Origin of the sequence: Pseudomonas sp. RL_105y_Pfl2_101 (genome assembly GCF_963970585.1) — a bacterium.
Lineage (GTDB): Bacteria > Pseudomonadota > Gammaproteobacteria > Pseudomonadales > Pseudomonadaceae > Aquipseudomonas.
On record NZ_CAXAPG010000003.1, the window covers coordinates 24,413 to 40,136 of the forward strand.

Genomic DNA, 15,724 nt, shown 5'->3' on the forward strand with positions numbered 1-15,724 from the left:
CCATCCGGGCGAGCGCATGGAGAGTTTTTTATGTCCGTTTGCGACCCGAACGCTGTCCTTTCTGTCAGCGGCATCGGCAAGACCTATGCCCAGCCGGTACTGACCGGCATCGACCTGACGTTGCTGCGCGGCGAGGTGCTGGCGCTGACCGGTGAAAATGGCGCTGGCAAAAGCACCTTGTCCAAGATCATCGGTGGGTTGGTGACGCCGACGACCGGGAAGATGCAATTTCAAGGTCAGGATTATCGCCCTGGCAGCCGGACCCAAGCTGAAGAGCTGGGTGTGCGCATGGTGATGCAGGAACTCAACCTGCTGCCGACCCTTTCCGTGGCCGAAAACCTGTTTCTCGATAACCTGCCCAGCCACGGCGGCTGGATCAGCCGCAAGCAATTGCGCAAGGCGGCCATCGAGGCCATGGCCCAGGTGGGGCTCGATGCAATCGATCCCGACACGTTGGTCGGTGAGCTGGGGATCGGTCACCAGCAAATGGTCGAGATCGCCCGCAACCTGATCGGCGATTGCCATGTGCTGATTCTCGATGAGCCGACGGCCATGCTGACGGCCCGCGAAGTCGAGATGCTCTTTGAACAGATCACTCGCTTGCAGGCTCGCGGTGTGTCGATCATCTACATTTCCCATCGCCTCGAAGAACTGGCGCGGGTCGCCCAGCGCATTGCCGTGCTGCGTGATGGCAACCTGGTCTGCGTCGAGCCGATGGCCAACTACAACAGCGAGCAACTGGTGACCCTGATGGTGGGTCGGGAGCTGGGCGAGCATATCGACCTTGGTCCACGCCAGATCGGCGCGCCGGCGTTGACCGTTAAAGGCCTGACGCGCTCTGACAAGGTCCGCGACGTGTCCTTCGAAGTGCGCAGTGGCGAGATCTTCGGTATCTCCGGCCTGATCGGGGCAGGGCGGACCGAGTTGTTGCGACTGATCTTCGGTGCCGATACCGCTGACAGTGGCACGGTGGCGCTGGGTTCGCCGGCCCAGGTCGTGAGCATTCGCTCCCCGTCGGATGCGGTGACCCATGGTATTGCGTTGATCACCGAAGACCGTAAGGGCGAAGGCCTGCTGCTGACCCAGTCCATCGCCGCCAACATTGCCCTGGGCAACATGCCGGAGATTTCCAGTGCTGGCCTGGTCGATGGCGATGCTGAACTGGCCTTGGCACGGCGGCAGGTCGATGCCATGCGCATCCGCAGTTCCAGCCCGACCCAGTTGGTGTCCGAGCTGTCGGGCGGCAACCAGCAGAAAGTCGTGATCGGTCGTTGGCTCGAACGTGATTGCGCGGTCATGTTGTTCGACGAGCCGACCCGTGGTATCGACGTCGGCGCCAAATTCGACATTTATGCGCTGCTCGGCGAGCTGACTCGCCAGGGCAAGGCGCTGGTCGTGGTGTCCAGTGACCTGCGGGAGCTGATGCTGATTTGTGACCGGATCGGCGTGCTGTCTGCCGGACGCCTGATCGACACCTTCGAGCGCGACAGCTGGACCCAGGATGACTTGCTTGCCGCCGCATTCGCCGGCTACCAGAAACGTGATGCGTTGCTCAATGAAGCAGCGCCTAGGGATCTTTCATGAAAACCGCATCTGCCGTCGGCAAATCGAGTGGCAACTTCTATGGTCTCGGGACCTACCTGGGCCTGGCCGGCGCGCTACTGGCCATGGTCGCGCTGTTCTCGGCCCTGAGCAGCCATTTCCTGTCCTATAACACGTTCAGCACCTTGGCCAACCAGATTCCAGACCTCATGGTGCTGGCGGTCGGCATGACGTTCATCCTGATCATCGGCGGTATCGACCTGTCGGTGGGATCGGTGCTGGCGCTTGCCGCATCGACGGTCAGCGTGGCCGTGCTCGGCTGGGGCTGGAGCGTCTGGCCATCGGCCTTGCTCGGCATGGCCGTGGCGGCGCTGGCGGGTACGGTCACCGGTTCGATCACCGTGGCGTGGCGGATTCCATCGTTCATCGTCTCCCTCGGCGTGCTGGAGATGGCTCGGGGCCTGGCGTACCAAATGACCGGCTCCCGGACGGCTTACATCGGCGATTCGTTCGCCTGGCTGTCCAACCCCATCGCCTTTGGTATCTCACCTTCGTTCATCATCGCCTTGCTGGTGATCTTCATTGCCCAGGCGGTGCTGACCCGTACCGTGTTCGGTCGTTACCTGATCGGCATCGGTACCAATGAAGAAGCCGTGCGTCTGGCCGGTATCAATCCAAAGCCCTACAAGATCCTGGTGTTCAGCCTGATGGGCTTGCTGGCCGGTGTGGCCGCGCTGTTCCAGATTTCGCGCCTGGAGGCGGCGGATCCGAACGCTGGTTCAGGGCTCGAACTGCAGGTCATCGCTGCCGTGGTCATCGGCGGCACCAGCCTGATGGGTGGGCGCGGTTCAGTCATCAGCACCTTCTTTGGCGTATTGATCATCTCCGTGCTGGCGGCGGGCCTGGCGCAAATCGGCGCCACTGAGCCGACCAAGCGCATTATTACCGGTGCGGTGATTGTGGTGGCGGTCGTGCTCGATACCTATCGCAGCCAGCGCGCCAGTCGGCGGGCTTGAACCATGGCGACGATCAAGGATGTAGCAGCGCTCGCCGGAATTTCCTACACCACCGTGTCCCACGTGGTGAACAAGACGCGGCCGGTCAGCGACGAAGTGCGGCTCAAGGTCGAGGCGGCCATCGAGCGCCTGGACTACGTGCCCAGCGCCGTGGCCCGCTCGCTCAAGGCCAAGACCACGGCGACCATCGGTCTGCTAGTGCCCAACAGCCTCAACCCGTACTTTGCCGAATTGGCCCGGGGCATCGAGGATTACTGTGAGCGCAACGGCTATTGCGTGATTTTGTGCAACTCCGACGACAACCCGGACAAGCAACGCAGCTACCTGCGGGTGCTGCTGGAAAAACGCATCGACGGCCTGATTTTCGCGTCCGCCGGCGGTGATGTCGGCCTGGCCGAGGGGCTGTCCAACGTACGCACGCCCATGGTGATCGTCGACCGTGGGCTCGATGGTGTCGACGCAGACCTGGTGCGCATCGATCATGAATACGGCGCGTACCTGGCGACCCGGCACTTGCTGGAACTGGGGCACCGCGATATTGCCTTCATCGGTGGCCCGGCCGATACCAGCGTGGCGCAAATGCGTCTGGCCGGTTACTGCCGTGCGCTGAAAGAGGCGGGGATCGAGCTGCCCGTCGAGCGCATGCTCGAGAGCGATTTCACCAGTACCGGCGGCTACCGCGCTGCCGCGCAACTGCTTGAACGGCAGCCGCCGAGTGCGATTTTTGCAGCCAACGACATGATCGGCATCGGTGTGCTGCGCGCCGCCGCTGAACGCAACGTGCGCGTGCCCAGCGAACTGTCGGTCATCGGTTTCGATGACATCCAGATGAGCCGCTATGTCTACCCGGCGTTGACCACGGTAGGGCAGTCGATCCTGCAGCTCGGTGAGAGGGCGGCCGAAGTGCTGCTGCGACGAATTGCCATGCCGGGGCTTGCCACCGAGCAGCGGATCGTGACGCCGAGTATTGTCCTGCGGGAGTCGACTGCGCCGCTGTCCGGTACATTCGCCCAATACCGCTGAACCGAATTGATGAGTAGTGATGTATGCCAGCAAAAGTAGTGGTAATAGGCAGCCTGAACATGGACCTGGTGACCCGGGCGCCGCGTCTGCCGCGCGGTGGTGAAACGCTGATCGGCGAGTCGTTCTCCACCATCCCGGGCGGCAAGGGCGCCAACCAGGCGGTGGCCGCCGCGCGCCTGGGGGCGCAGGTATCGATGGTCGGTTGCGTGGGCAATGATGCCTACGGCGAACAATTGCGCGGCGGGCTGTTGGCCGAGGGCATCGACTGCCAGGCGGTCAGCGTGGTAGAGGGGGCCAGTGGTGTGGCACTGATCGTCGTCGACGACAACAGCCAGAATGCGATCGTTATCGTCGCCGGTGCCAACGGTGCGCTCACCGCCGAGGTCCTGGACAGTGTCGATGCAGTGCTGCAAAGCGCCGATGTCATCATCTGCCAGCTCGAAGTGCCGGATGCCACCGTCGGTCACGCCCTCAAGCGCGCTCGTGAGTTGGGCAAAATCGTCATCCTCAACCCGGCGCCAGCCTCCCGGACATTGCCGGCCGACTGGTACGCCTGCATCGACTACCTGATTCCCAATGAAAGCGAAGCCGCGGTCTTGAGCGAACTGGCGGTGGACTCCCTGGAAGCCGCCGAAGCCGCCGCTGCGCATCTGATCGCCGCCGGTGCCGGCAAGGTGATCGTCACCCTGGGCGCCGAGGGGTTGATGTTCGCCAACGGTGTCAGCTTTGAACACTTTCCGGCCCTGCGGGTCAAGGCGGTGGACACTACGGCAGCCGGAGACACCTTTGTCGGCGGCTTCGCGGCAGCCCTGGCCAGCGGCAAAAGCGAGGTTGACGCGATTCGTTTTGGCCAGGCCGCCGCCGCGCTGTCGGTCACCCGCGCGGGCGCCCAGCCTTCAATCCCCACGTTGTTGGAAGTACAGGCTTTTAAATCATGAAAAAGACGCCGTTGTTGAATGTGGCACTGTCTCGACTGATCGCTTCCCTGGGCCATGGCGACAAGGTGGTCATCGGTGACGCCGGCCTGCCCGTGCCGCCCGAGGTCGAATTGATCGACCTGGCCCTGACCCATGGCATTCCTGACTTTGTCAGTACCTTGAAGGTGGTGCTCAGCGAAATGCAGGTGGAAAGCCATGTCCTGGCCGAGGAGATCCTCGATAAACAACCGTCGGCCCTGACGACCCTGGAGGCGCTGCATGCCGAGGGTGCGCTGGGCGAGCGGGAGCTGGTCAGCCATGAACAATTCAAGGTCATCAGCCGACAGGCGCGGGCGATCATTCGCACAGGCGAGTGCTCTGCGTACTGCAATATCGTGCTGGTCGCTGGAGTGACGTTCTAACCCTGTTCAACCCTGCACAAGGAGTGCGCCATGCACCGTTATGCTCAGAAAATGCATCAACTGATCCGGAGTCTGCTGCTTTTGTCATTGATCACCGCTACGAGCGCCCAGGCGGCGGAAAAAATCGACCTGATCATCGACACCGATCCAGGGGCTGACGACGTGGTGGCGCTGTTGTTCGCCTTGGCGTCGCCCGAGGAGCTGCATATCCGTGCGCTGACCACCGTCGCTGGCAATGTGCGCCTGGACAAGACCTCTCGCAACGCTCGCCTGGCCCGGGAATGGGCGGGGCGCGAAGACGTGCCCGTGTATGCCGGTGCGCCGAAACCGTTGCTGCGCACGCCGATCTACGCGGAAAACATCCATGGCAAGGAAGGCCTGTCGGGTGTCACCGTTCACGAGCCGAAGAAGGGGTTGGCCGAAGGCAATGCCGTCAACTACCTGATCGACACCCTCAAGGCGGCCAAACCTCACAGTATCACCATTGCCATGCTGGGCCCCCAGACCAACCTGGCCCTGGCGCTGGTGCAGGAGCCCGACATCGTCCAGGGCATCAAGGAAGTGGTGATCATGGGCGGTGCGCATTTCAATGGCGGCAATATCACGCCGGTGGCTGAATTCAATCTGTTCGCCGACCCACAGGCGGCCGAGGTGGTGGCCAAGAGCGGCGTGAAGCTGACGTACCTGCCGCTGGACGTGACCCACAAGATCCTCACCAGCGAAGCGCGCCTGAAGCAGATCGCGGCGCTGAACAACAATGCCAGCAAGCTGGTGGGCGATATCCTCAACGAATACGTCAAGGGCGACATGGAGCACTACGGCATGACGGGTGGGCCGGTGCATGACGCGACGGTGATTGCCTACCTGCTCAAGCCGCAGTTATTCACCGGTCGTTCGGTCAATGTCGTGGTGGACAGTCGCGAGGGCCCGACGTTCGGGCAGACGATCGTCGACTGGTACGATGGCCTGAAAGCGCCGAAGAACGCGTTCTGGGTGGAAAACGGTGATGCCCAGGGCTTCTTTGACCTGCTGACCGAGCGCCTGGCGCGCCTCAAGTAACCTGCCTGGCTACGCGCCCGCAGGCAAGGCCTGCGGGCGCGTGAGCATCAGTCCACGGCGTCGACGACACTTGGGTAGCGTTCGAATGCCTGCTGGATGAAATTGCGGGCGACCTCCGTCCCCAGTTCCCTCACCAGCAATTCTATGCCGATGATTGCCAGTTCCTCGGGGCTGCTCGGGCTATAGGAACTATGGCCCTGCGACCATTTGGCATTGATGGTGGCTTCGATGCTGACGGTGCTCATGGTAGGGCTCGCGAGTTGGAGGGCTGTAAGAGGAGTTAAGCATTTTTGCCCTCGGTTTGGCACTGCGACTTAGGCATTGGAGGAGGGCTGTGCGACACTCTTTTTTTTGTTTTTAAAGGAGCCCTCGCTGTGCAGATCGATTTGAACGCTCCGGATGGGCTGACCCTCGAGACGGTTCGTCAATTGCTGGCCTCGGCCAGTGATGATGAGCATACCCAGCTGCGCGTGACCAAGGGCGGTATCGCCTATTTGTCCTCGGGTGTGGTCGGTGGCGCTAACATCGATGGTTTGCTGTTTCGGCTCGAGACTTGGGCGAAGGGCTCGGGATACGTCGGGCGGGTCGCTGCCAGCGATGAGGTCTGGGTCATGCAGATCTACAATGCGCTGAAGGACAACTGGCCGAATCCCCCCTTTGATTACATCGACGTTTATTGAGTTGTGTTCATATCCAGTCACGATTCATGTCTGAATAGCGGTGGCGGCTCAGGCAAACTGCCGGTTTTCCGGATGAGTCAGGCCGGCGGCCGTGGTGTTGAAACCAGGCGCTGTTTGGGTTGTCGCACGCTCTCTGTTTATTTCTCGAAAAAAGGAGGCTTCATGCCTTGGAAGCTCGCGTCATTGAGTACTCTGTTGGCCGTCGTGGTCTTGAGCGGTTGCAGCAGCACCTCGGAATCGACCCCCGAAGCCGTGGCGACCGAGACCGGTCACAGCCGCTGCGAAGCAAAGGCCGCCGAGTTCGCCATTGGCAAACAGGCCTCGCCGCAGTTGCTGGAGCAGGCCCGTACCCGCGCCGGTGCGCAGATTGCCCGGATCCTCAAGCCCAACGACATGGTGACGCTTGAGTACCGCTCCGATCGCCTGAACCTCAATACCGACGCCAACCTGATGATCAAGCAGGTGAACTGCGGCTGATAAGCGGTTTTCAATCGCCCATAAAAAACCCCGTCACATGGACGGGGTTTTTTAGTACGCGGAGAAATTACTCAGCGCGAACCTGTGCAGCTTGCATACCCTTTTGGCCTTTCTCAGCCACGAAGGAAACGGTCTGGCCTTCTTTCAGGCTTTTGAAACCGTCGCTTTCGATAGCTTTGAAGTGTACGAACAGGTCGTCACCGCCACCTTGAGGAGTGATGAAGCCGAAGCCTTTTTCATCGTTGAACCATTTAACGGTGCCGGTTTGGCGATTAGACATGGTGTATCTCCAAGAAACATATATTTTCAGTGTACTGTGCTGCTCAGGCCAACTGGGCACACCCGGGTATCATAGTCGAAATGTTCGATTTGGGACCCCCCCAGACGCTCTGTTTGCCAGTCAGTCGTGTTTACTTTACCGCCTTTACCCGCTGAAGCGCCCGGTTTTAAAGGCTTTCAGCCGAAAGTAAAGACGATAAAAAAACCTGTGAAACCTGAATAAATCGTTCAAAAAAGCCTGAAATCAGTGTTTTTCAACCCTTCCGGGCCTGTTCGGAAACCCTGCTTTCTCACTTTTTCGCCTTGTTGTCGGCCTTGCATTTTGCGATCTGCTCAAGTGCCTTTTGCTGCATGTCCGGGGTGGCCTTGTTGTCCATCAAGGCCTGGATGTCCGAGGCCTGATAGGACTTGATCGCATCGGCGCCACAGGCGCAATGGGCCTTGGCAGCAGCCGGGCCGATCTGGGGCGTCGCCGCCTCGGTGCATTGGGCCATGTATTTTTCGCGCTCGCCTTTGGGCCAGTCGGCGTGGGCGGTCAGTGGAAGCAGCAGGGCTAGGGGGGCGACAACTGCAAACAATGTATTGAGACGCATGCGAAGATGCTCCTTTCGGGTCGATGTCTTGATATCTGAGGCGTTGCGCTCGGTTCAGTTCAGCGCTCTGGCATAAAAACCCTGGATTTACGTCTGCTTCAATTCCGGCACGGCGATGACCGTTCATCTGTGCTAGCATGCCGGGCTCGGGTATTTTCAGGCTGCGGATGACAACTCGTCCCGGCGGCAAATGTTCGAAATAACCCTGATTTGAATCCCAGTCACTCTGGTTCGGTTTTCCCGGTTGGCCGCAAGGCTCCTGCCGCTGTAAGGCAGGCGTTCGTCATTGAATGGCCTGGACTGGATCTTGTACTGGCTCATCCCAACCCACGTGACCTTTGGTAGGGGTCACCACTAGGAGAGGAGGCGCCATGCCAACTATTACTCTTCCCGACGGCAGTCAACGTTCATTCGATCACCCGGTTTCCGTAGCCGAGGTCGCCGCATCCATCGGTGCAGGCCTGGCCAAGGCGACCCTGGCCGGCAAGGTCAATGGCAAGCTGGTCGACGCCAGTGACGTCATCGACAGCGACGCCACGCTGCAAATCATCACGCCAAAGGATGAAGAGGGGCTGGAGATCATTCGCCACTCTTGCGCGCACCTGGTCGGCCATGCGGTCAAGCAGCTGTACCCGAGCGCGAAGATGGTCATCGGGCCAGTCATCGATGAAGGCTTCTATTACGACATCGCCTTCGAGCGTCCTTTCACGCCGGAAGACATGGCGGCCATCGAGCAGCGCATGCAGCAGCTGATCGAGAAAGATTACGACGTCATCAAGAAGGTCACCCCACGCGCCGACGTCATCGAAGTCTTCAAGGCTCGTGGCGAGGACTACAAACTGCGTCTGGTGGAAGACATGCCGGACGAGCAGGCCATGGGTCTGTACTACCACGAAGAATATGTCGACATGTGCCGTGGCCCGCACGTGCCGAACACGCGTTTCCTGAAATCCTTCAAGCTGACCAAGCTGTCCGGCGCCTACTGGCGTGGTGATGCGAAGAACGAACAGTTGCAGCGCGTCTATGGCACCGCCTGGGCGGACAAGAAGCAACTGGCGGCCTACATCCAGCGTATTGAAGAAGCCGAGAAGCGCGATCACCGCAAGATCGGCAAGCGCCTGGGCCTGTTCCATACCCAGGAAGAATCCCCGGGCATGGTGTTCTGGCACCCGAACGGCTGGACCCTGTACCAGGTGCTCGAGCAGTACATGCGTCAGGTCCAGCGTGAGAACGGCTATCTGGAAATCAAGACGCCGCAAGTGGTGGACCGCAGCCTGTGGGAGAAATCCGGGCACTGGGCCAACTACGCCGACAACATGTTCACCACCCAGTCGGAAAACCGCGACTACGCCATCAAGCCGATGAACTGCCCATGCCACGTGCAGGTGTTCAACCAAGGCTTGAAGAGCTACCGTGAGCTGCCGATGCGCCTGGCCGAGTTCGGCGCCTGCCACCGCAATGAGCCGTCGGGTGCGCTGCACGGCATCATGCGCGTGCGTGCATTTACCCAGGACGATGCACACATCTTCTGCACCGAAGAGCAGATGCAGGCCGAATCCGCCGCCTTCATCAAGCTGACCATGGACGTCTATCGTGACTTCGGCTTCACCGAAGTCGAAATGAAGCTGTCCACTCGTCCGGAAAAACGCGTCGGCTCCGATGAGCTGTGGGATCGCGCCGAAGCGGCCCTGGCCGCAGCCCTCGACAGTGCGGGCCTTGCGTACGATCTGCAACCGGGCGAAGGGGCTTTCTACGGCCCGAAGATCGAGTTCTCGCTGAAAGATTGCCTCGGTCGTGTCTGGCAGTGTGGTACCCTGCAGCTCGATTTTAACCTGCCGATCCGTCTGGGCGCTGAATATGTGTCCGAAGACAATAGTCGCAAGCATCCGGTCATGCTTCACCGCGCGATCCTCGGTTCGTTCGAGCGTTTCGTCGGGATTCTGATCGAACACTACGAGGGTGCATTCCCTGCGTGGCTAGCGCCGACCCAGGCAGTGATCATGAATATCACTGATAAACAGGCAGATTTTGCCGCCGAAGTCGAAAAAACTCTCAATCAAAGCGGATTTCGTGCCAAGTCCGACTTGAGAAATGAAAAGATCGGCTTTAAAATCCGCGAGCATACTTTGCTCAAGGTTCCCTTTCTCTTGGTTATCGGAGATCGGGAGGTCGAGATGCAGACTGTCGCTGTGCGTACTCGTGAAGGTGCTGACCTGGGCTCGATGCCCGTCGCCGAATTCGCTGAGTTTCTCGCGCAAGCGGTTTCCCGGCGTGGTCGCCCAGATTTGGAGTAATTATTATTAAGCGTGAAATGAGACAAGATAAACGAGCTGCACCGAAAGCCCCGATCAACGAGAATATCTCGGCACGCGAGGTTCGGTTAATTGGTGCTGAAGGTGAACAGCTTGGGATTGTGTCAATTGAAGACGCGCTTCTTAAGGCTGAAGAGGCCAAACTGGATTTGGTGGAGATTTCCGCCGATGCAGTACCCCCTGTTTGCAAACTGATGGACTACGGCAAGTCGATCTTCGAAAAGAAGAAGCAGATTGCCGCGGCGAAGAAAAACCAGAAGCAAATTCAGGTAAAAGAAATCAAGTTTCGTCCAGGGACGGAGGAAGGGGATTACCAGGTAAAACTGCGCAACCTGGTACGTTTCCTGAGTGATGGGGACAGGGCCAAGGTATCCTTGCGATTCCGCGGCCGTGAGATGGCCCACCAGGAGCTGGGGATGGAACTCCTCAAGCGGGTTGAACAAGACCTGCTCGAGTACGGTTCGGTCGAACAGCATCCTAAGATGGAAGGACGCCAGCTGATCATGGTCATCGCCCCGAAAAAGAAGAAGTAATCACCAGGGCACGGCAGGCCTTGCGATTATGTTTATCAACTGAATGCGGAGTATCCGAACATGCCAAAGATGAAAACTAAAAGTGGTGCTGCTAAGCGGTTTCTGAAAACTGCTAACGGTATCAAGCACAAGCACGCTTTCAAGAGCCACATCCTGACCAAAATGTCGACCAAGCGTAAGCGTCAACTGCGCGGTAGCAGCTTGCTGCATCCGTCTGACGTGGCAAAAGTCGAGCGCATGCTGCGCCTTCGTTAATTTTTGGATCAAGAATAGAGGAAGTAACTCATGGCTCGTGTAAAGCGTGGCGTCATTGCCCGTAAGCGTCACAAAAAAATTCTGAAACTTGCTAAAGGCTACTACGGCGCGCGTTCCCGCGTATTCCGTGTTGCCAAGCAAGCGGTAATCAAGGCAGGCCAATACGCCTACCGTGACCGTCGTCAGAAAAAACGTCAGTTCCGCGCTCTGTGGATCGCTCGTATCAATGCTGGTGCTCGTGTTAACGGTCTGTCCTACAGCCGTTTCATCGCTGGCCTGAAAAAAGCGTCCATCGAGATCGACCGTAAGGTTCTGGCTGATCTGGCAGTGAACGAAAAAGCGGCGTTTGCTGCGATTGTCGAGAAAGCTAAAGCCACCTTGGCTTAAGTACCCCCGGCAGTCACCAGGGCCCGCATCTGTGGGGCCTGGTGTCAAACGTCATAAATAGGGGAAGAGCCTTAAAGCTCTTCCCCTATTTCGTATCTGGAGTCTGTACATGGAAAACCTGGACGCGCTGGTCGCTCAAGCACTAGAGGCTGTGCAAAGCGCTGAAGATATCAATGCCCTGGAGCAAATCCGGGTTCACTACCTTGGCAAGAAGGGCGAGTTGACTCAGGTGATGAAGACCCTGGGGAACCTGCCAGCCGAAGAGCGTCCGCAGGTCGGTGCGCTGATCAACGTTGCCAAGGAGCGTGTCACAGAGGTCCTCAATGCGCGCAAGGCGTTGTTCGAGGAGGCGGATCTGGCTGCCAGACTCGCCGCCGAGTCCATCGACGTGACCCTGCCTGGCCGTGGCCAGACTTCCGGCGGGCTGCATCCGGTGACCCGGACCCTGGAACGCATCGAGCAGTTCTTCACTCACATCGGCTATGGCATTGCTGAAGGCCCTGAGGTCGAAGACGACTACCACAACTTCGAAGCGCTCAACATCCCAGGCCATCACCCGGCCCGGTCGATGCATGACACCTTCTATTTCAATGCGAACATGCTGTTGCGCACCCATACCTCGCCGGTACAGGTCCGCACCATGGAATCGCAACAGCCGCCGATCCGCATCGTCTGCCCAGGCCGTGTGTACCGCAGCGACTCCGATATCACCCACTCGCCGATGTTCCACCAGGTTGAAGGCCTGCTGGTTGATCGCGACATCAATTTCGCCGACCTGAAAGGAACGATCGAAGAGTTTCTGCGGGTGTTCTTCGAAAAAGAACTGGCTGTGCGTTTCCGCCCTTCGTACTTCCCGTTCACCGAGCCATCGGCTGAAGTCGACATGGAATGCGTGATGTGTAGCGGTAAAGGCTGCCGCGTCTGCAAACAGACTGGCTGGCTGGAAGTCATGGGCTGCGGCATGGTTCACCCGAACGTGCTGCGTATGTCCGGGATCGATCCGGAAGAGTTCTCGGGCTTTGCTTTCGGCATGGGCGTCGAACGCCTAGCCATGCTGCGTTACGGTGTGAATGACTTGCGCCTGTTCTTCGACAACGACTTGCGGTTCCTTGCGCAATTTCGCTAAGCCGCAGACCCGTAACGAATCTAATAGGAGAGCAGGATGAAATTCAGTGAACAATGGCTGCGCGGCTGGGTAAGCCCGCAGGTAAGCCGGGACGAGCTGGTTGCTCGCCTGTCGATGGCCGGCCTTGAGGTCGATAGCGTCACGCTGGCCGCCGGTGATTTCAGTGGTGTGGTGGTGGGTGAGGTGCTGGCCACCGAGCAGCATCCAGACGCTGACAAGCTGCGGGTTTGCCAGGTCAGCAATGGTGCGGAGACCTTTCAGGTGGTCTGCGGTGCGCCCAATGTGCGCCCGGGCCTGAAGATCCCATTCGCCATGATCGGTGCCGAACTGCCGGGCGACTTCAAGATCAAGAAAGCCAAGCTGCGCGGCGTTGAGTCCAACGGCATGTTGTGCTCCCAGGCCGAGCTGCAGATTGGCGAAGGCAACGATGGCCTGATGGAACTCCCGGCGGATGCGTCGGTTGGCCAGGACATCCGTGAATACCTGGGGCTGGACGATGCGAGCATCGAGGTCGACCTGACACCGAACCGTGGCGATTGCCTGTCCCTGGCCGGCCTGGCCCGTGAAGTCGGCGCGTTGTATGCCGCTCCCGTGACGCGTCCTGTGGTCGCGAGCGTGCCGGTCGTGCACGACGAAGTACGTTCGATTGAAGTCCTCGCGCCATCCGCGTGCCCGCGTTACCTGGGTCGTGTGATCCGTAACGTCGACCTGTCCAAGCCGACGCCGCTGTGGATGGTCGAGCGCCTGCGTCGCGCCGATGTGCGCAGCATCGACGCCGCCGTTGACATCACCAACTATGTGATGCTGGAGCTGGGTCAGCCGCTGCATGCGTTCGATCTCGCCGAAATCAACGGTGGTATCCGCGTGCGCATGGCCGAAGAGGGTGAGAAGCTGGTGCTGCTCGACGGTCAGGAAGTGACCCTGCGCAGCGATACCCTGGTAATTGCTGACCACGCCCGAGCCCTGGCAATTGCCGGCGTAATGGGCGGCGAGCACAGCGGGGTCTCCACGACGACCCGTGATGTGTTTCTGGAAAGCGCGTTCTTCGATCAGATCGCCGTCGCCGGCAAGGCCCGCTCCTATGGCCTGCACACCGATGCCTCGCACCGTTACGAGCGTGGAGTGGACTGGCAACTGGCCCGTGAAGCCATGGAGCGCGCCACAGGCCTGTTGCTGGACATCACGGGTGGTGAAGCTGGCCCGATCATCGAGACGGTCAGCGAACAGCACCTGCCCAAGATTTCCCCGGTCACCCTGCGTGCCCAGCGCATCACCCAGATGCTGGGCATGGAACTGGACTCGGCCGAAGTCGAGCGTCTGCTCAGCGCCCTGGGCCTGAACATCAGCGCCGATGGGGCAGGGCAGTGGCGTGTCGAGGTGCCAAGCCATCGCTTCGATATCAGCCTGGAAGTCGACCTGATCGAAGAACTGGCCCGCCTGTACGGCTACAACCGTCTGCCGGTTCGCTACCCGCAAGCACGCCTGGCCCCAAAGGCCAAGGCTGAAGCCCGCAGCGACCTGCCGGAGCTGCGCCGCCTGCTGGTGGCCCGTGGGTATCAGGAAGCGATCACCTACAGTTTCATCGATCCACGCCAGTTCGAGCTGTTCAATCCAGGGGGCGAGCCGTTGCTGTTGGCCAACCCGATCTCCAACGACATGGCAGCCATGCGTTCGTCCCTGTGGCCGGGCCTGGTCAAGTCACTCCAGCACAACCTCAATCGCCAGCAAGATCGCGTGCGTCTGTTCGAAAGCGGCCTGCGTTTTGTCGGTCAGTTGGATGGCTTGAAGCAAGAACCGATGCTGGCCGGAGTCGTCTGTGGCAGCCGTTTGCCGGAAGGCTGGGCGCAAGGTCGCGATGTCGTCGATTTCTTCGACGTCAAGGCTGACGTGGAGGCGGTGTTGGGCTTCGCCGGCGCGCTCGACGCATTCACTTTCGTCCCGGGCAAGCACCCGGCGCTGCACCCGGGGCAGACCGCACGCATCGAGCGAGACGGGCGTGAAGTCGGCTACGTTGGTGCCATTCACCCTGAACTGTCGAAAACCCTGGGTCTTGATCGTCCCGTTTTCGTTTTCGAGCTGGTTCTGGCCGAAGTGGCGCTGGGGAAAATGCCGAAATTCCAGGAGTTATCGCGCTTTCCTGAAGTGCGTCGTGACCTCGCGTTGCTGGCTGACCGTGACGTTGCGGCCAGCGCTGTACTGGACGTAATCCGTGAAAATGCAGGCGAATGGCTCACGGACCTCAGGCTATTTGACGTGTATCAGGGTAAAGGCATTGATCCACATAGAAAAAGCCTTGCAGTCGGCTTGACCTGGCAGCATCCATCGCGCACTCTTAATGACGATGAGGTGAATACCGCAACGCAGAATATCCTCACCTCGCTCGAAACCAGGTTGAACGCCACGTTAAGGAAGTGACGTATGGGGGCTCTGACGAAAGCTGAGATGGCGGAACGTCTGTATGAGGAGCTGGGCCTGAATAAACGGGAGGCCAAAGAATTGGTCGAACTGTTTTTCGAAGAAATCAGGCACGCTCTGGAAGACAACGAACAGGTCAAGTTGTCCGGTTTCGGCAATTTCGACCTTCGGGACAAACGCCAGCGGCCTGGCCGCAATCCGAAAACGGGAGAAGAAATCCCTATCACGGCTCGCCGTGTGGTCACCTTTCGTCCAGGGCAGAAGTTGAAGGCCCGAGTTGAGGCTTATGCTGGAACCAAGTCATAACGACGAACTCCCCGTCATCCCGGGCAAACGCTACTTCACCATTGGTGAAGTCAGCGAGCTGTGTGCGGTAAAACCACACGTGCTGCGCTATTGGGAGCAGGAGTTTCCTCAGCTCAACCCGGTCAAGCGCCGCGGAAACCGTCGGTATTATCAGCGCCAAGACGTGCTGATGATCCGACAGATCCGCGCGCTGCTCTATGACCAAGGGTTCACCATCGGTGGCGCGCGTCTGCGCCTCTCCGGTGATGAGGCCAAAGACGATACAACCCAGTACAAACAGATGATCCGCCAGATGATCGCCGAGCTCGAAGATGTACTGGTGGTGCTCAAGAAATAAATTTCTGCTTTTAAATACTTCCAGTTTTCAAAAGCTTGCGATATA

19 protein-coding genes are annotated in these 15,724 nt (G+C 59.3%); 16 read left to right on the forward strand and 3 right to left on the reverse strand.

Annotation, left to right across the window (positions count from 1 at the left end; translation table 11 throughout):
• Positions 1-30: 30 nt before the first annotated feature.
• The 6 genes from AACY31_RS04840 to AACY31_RS04865 are packed head-to-tail and all read left to right on the forward strand — an operon-like array spanning position 31 to position 5,979.
• Entirely contained in the window at positions 31-1,584 is a 1,554-nt protein-coding gene (locus tag AACY31_RS04840; protein WP_339483229.1) for a sugar ABC transporter ATP-binding protein, read from the forward strand.
• On the forward strand, positions 1,581-2,558 hold the full coding sequence (locus AACY31_RS04845) for an ABC transporter permease (RefSeq protein ID WP_339483227.1): 978 nt from the start codon (positions 1,581-1,583) through the stop codon (positions 2,556-2,558). Before AACY31_RS04840 ends, AACY31_RS04845 begins: the two co-directional genes overlap by 4 nt.
• A gap of 3 nt (positions 2,559-2,561) precedes the next feature.
• A complete protein-coding gene (locus AACY31_RS04850; RefSeq protein WP_339483225.1) occupies positions 2,562-3,581 on the forward strand; it encodes a LacI family DNA-binding transcriptional regulator in 1,020 nt (339 codons plus the stop codon).
• A 23-nt stretch (positions 3,582-3,604) separates the two neighbouring features.
• Positions 3,605-4,519 carry a ribokinase gene (gene rbsK / locus AACY31_RS04855; protein WP_339483223.1) on the forward strand — a complete coding sequence of 305 codons (915 nt, stop codon included), beginning with the start codon at positions 3,605-3,607 and terminating at the stop codon, positions 4,517-4,519.
• A complete protein-coding gene (gene rbsD / locus AACY31_RS04860) occupies positions 4,516-4,920 on the forward strand; it encodes a D-ribose pyranase (RefSeq protein WP_339483221.1) in 405 nt (134 codons plus the stop codon). The genes rbsK and rbsD overlap by 4 nt, the downstream gene beginning before the upstream one ends.
• Positions 4,921-4,950: 30 nt before the next feature.
• Positions 4,951-5,979: a nucleoside hydrolase gene (locus tag AACY31_RS04865; RefSeq protein ID WP_339492849.1), complete on the forward strand. Its 1,029-nt coding sequence runs from the start codon at positions 4,951-4,953 to the stop codon at positions 5,977-5,979.
• Between the two features lie 47 nt (positions 5,980-6,026).
• Here the strand turns inward: AACY31_RS04865 and AACY31_RS04870 are convergent, their stop codons facing one another.
• Complete coding sequence (locus tag AACY31_RS04870; RefSeq protein ID WP_339483219.1) at positions 6,027-6,224, reverse strand: hypothetical protein; 198 nt, start codon at positions 6,222-6,224, stop codon at positions 6,027-6,029.
• Positions 6,225-6,353: 129 nt separating this feature from the next.
• Between AACY31_RS04870 and AACY31_RS04875 the strand changes: the two genes are divergently transcribed.
• Both AACY31_RS04875 and AACY31_RS04880 read left to right on the forward strand, forming a co-directional pair.
• The gene (locus tag AACY31_RS04875; protein WP_339483217.1) at positions 6,354-6,659 is read left to right on the forward strand and encodes a hypothetical protein; all 306 of its coding nucleotides are present in this window, start codon (positions 6,354-6,356) and stop codon (positions 6,657-6,659) included.
• A 162-nt stretch (positions 6,660-6,821) separates the two neighbouring features.
• Positions 6,822-7,136: an I78 family peptidase inhibitor gene (locus AACY31_RS04880; RefSeq protein ID WP_339483215.1), complete on the forward strand. Its 315-nt coding sequence runs from the start codon at positions 6,822-6,824 to the stop codon at positions 7,134-7,136.
• Between the two features lie 67 nt (positions 7,137-7,203).
• Here AACY31_RS04880 and AACY31_RS04885 read toward each other — a convergent pair whose 3' ends face one another.
• On the reverse strand, positions 7,204-7,416 hold the full coding sequence (locus AACY31_RS04885) for a cold-shock protein (protein WP_007905882.1): 213 nt from the start codon (positions 7,414-7,416) through the stop codon (positions 7,204-7,206).
• A 289-nt stretch (positions 7,417-7,705) separates the two neighbouring features.
• Positions 7,706-8,008 (reverse strand): hypothetical protein, encoded by a 303-nt coding sequence (locus AACY31_RS04890; RefSeq protein ID WP_339483213.1) that lies wholly within the window; start codon positions 8,006-8,008, stop codon positions 7,706-7,708.
• 371 nt (positions 8,009-8,379) lie between these two features.
• Here AACY31_RS04890 and thrS point away from each other — a divergent pair, with 371 nt between their 5' ends.
• From thrS to AACY31_RS04930, 8 genes are all read left to right on the forward strand, one after another.
• Positions 8,380-10,302, forward strand: a complete 1,923-nt coding sequence (gene thrS, locus AACY31_RS04895; RefSeq protein ID WP_339483211.1) for a threonine--tRNA ligase — start codon at positions 8,380-8,382, stop codon at positions 10,300-10,302.
• Positions 10,302-10,853 carry a translation initiation factor IF-3 gene (gene infC, locus AACY31_RS04900; protein WP_214913249.1) on the forward strand — a complete coding sequence of 184 codons (552 nt, stop codon included), beginning with the start codon at positions 10,302-10,304 and terminating at the stop codon, positions 10,851-10,853. The genes thrS and infC overlap by 1 nt, the downstream gene beginning before the upstream one ends.
• Before the next feature lie 60 nt (positions 10,854-10,913).
• Positions 10,914-11,108: a 50S ribosomal protein L35 gene (gene rpmI, locus AACY31_RS04905; protein WP_002553160.1), complete on the forward strand. Its 195-nt coding sequence runs from the start codon at positions 10,914-10,916 to the stop codon at positions 11,106-11,108.
• Positions 11,109-11,138: 30 nt separating this feature from the next.
• Complete coding sequence (gene rplT / locus AACY31_RS04910; protein WP_002553161.1) at positions 11,139-11,495, forward strand: 50S ribosomal protein L20; 357 nt, start codon at positions 11,139-11,141, stop codon at positions 11,493-11,495.
• Between the two features lie 109 nt (positions 11,496-11,604).
• Entirely contained in the window at positions 11,605-12,621 is a 1,017-nt protein-coding gene (gene pheS / locus AACY31_RS04915; protein WP_339483209.1) for a phenylalanine--tRNA ligase subunit alpha, read from the forward strand.
• Between the two features lie 36 nt (positions 12,622-12,657).
• Positions 12,658-15,036 carry a phenylalanine--tRNA ligase subunit beta gene (gene pheT / locus AACY31_RS04920; protein WP_339503932.1) on the forward strand — a complete coding sequence of 793 codons (2,379 nt, stop codon included), beginning with the start codon at positions 12,658-12,660 and terminating at the stop codon, positions 15,034-15,036.
• Between the two features lie 3 nt (positions 15,037-15,039).
• Complete coding sequence (gene ihfA, locus AACY31_RS04925) at positions 15,040-15,342, forward strand: integration host factor subunit alpha (protein ID WP_002553164.1); 303 nt, start codon at positions 15,040-15,042, stop codon at positions 15,340-15,342.
• On the forward strand, positions 15,323-15,679 hold the full coding sequence (locus AACY31_RS04930) for a MerR family transcriptional regulator (RefSeq protein ID WP_003179985.1): 357 nt from the start codon (positions 15,323-15,325) through the stop codon (positions 15,677-15,679). The genes ihfA and AACY31_RS04930 overlap by 20 nt, the downstream gene beginning before the upstream one ends.
• Positions 15,680-15,724 lie beyond the last annotated feature (45 nt).